Source organism: Mycobacterium sp. E2497 (assembly GCF_001668695.1).
Classification (GTDB): domain Bacteria; phylum Actinomycetota; class Actinomycetes; order Mycobacteriales; family Mycobacteriaceae; genus Mycobacterium.
Genome location: NZ_LZKD01000251.1, coordinates 1 through 981 on the forward strand (window position 1 = coordinate 1; position 981 = coordinate 981).

At 66.4% G+C, this 981-nt stretch carries 1 protein-coding gene and 1 pseudogene; both read left to right on the forward strand.

Features of this window, described 5'->3' with window-relative positions; genetic code table 11:
* Positions 1 to 204 (forward strand): annotated as a pseudogene (locus A5713_RS23905) (2-keto-4-pentenoate hydratase); the annotation flags it as partial.
* A gap of 10 nt (positions 205 to 214) precedes the next feature.
* Positions 215 to 981, forward strand: a 767-nt coding sequence (locus A5713_RS23910; protein ID WP_068098640.1) for an acetaldehyde dehydrogenase (acetylating), incomplete at its 3' end; no start/stop codon positions are given.

Consider the following 981-nt stretch of genomic DNA (forward strand, 5'->3'; position numbering starts at 1 on the left):
AAGGGCCGCACCGATGCGGTGCTGGGCAACCCGGTCACCGCGGTGGCCTGGCTGGCGCGCAAGGTGGAGGGCTTCGGGGTGCGGTTGCGCAAAGGGGACCTGGTGCTGCCGGGATCGTGCACGCGCGCGATCGACGCGCACGCCGGCGACGAGTTCGTGGCCGAGTTCACCGGGCTGGGTTCTGTTCGTTTGTCGTTCGAATAAGAGGAGCGTCATGCCGGCTAAGGCGAGTGTGGCCATTGTCGGGTCGGGAAACATCAGTACTGACCTGCTGTATAAGTTGTTGCGATCGGACTGGCTGGAGCCGCGGTGGATGGTGGGCATCGACCCCGACAGTGAGGGGCTGGCCCGGGCGCGCAAGTTGGGGTTGCAGACCACCCACGAGGGGGTGGACTGGTTGTTGGCTCAGTCGGAGAAGCCCGATCTGGTGTTCGAGGCGACGAGTGCCTACGTGCACCGCGATGCCGCACCGAGGTACGAGGCGGCGGGTATTCGGGCGATCGATTTGACCCCGGCGGCGGTGGGCCCGGCGGTGATCCCGCCGGCGAACCTGCGTCAGCACTTGGACGCGCCGAATGTCAACATGATCACCTGCGGGGGGCAGGCGACCATTCCGATCGTCTATGCGGTTAGCCGGGTCGTCGAGGTGCCGTATGCCGAGATCGTGGCGTCGGTGTCCTCGGTGTCGGCGGGTCCGGGGACGCGGGCCAACATCGATGAGTTCACCAAGACCACCAGCCGGGGCGTGCAGACCATCGGCGGCGCCGCGCGTGGCAAGGCGATCATCATCTTGAATCCGGCTGATCCGCCGATGATCATGCGTGACACCATCTTCTGCGCGATTCCCGAGGACGCCGACCGCGACGCGATCGCCAAGTCGATTCACGATGTGGTGGCCGAGGTGCAGACCTATGTGCCGGGCTATCGGCTGCTCAACGAGCCGCAGTTCGACGAGCCGTCGCTGCACTCCGGCGGGCAGGC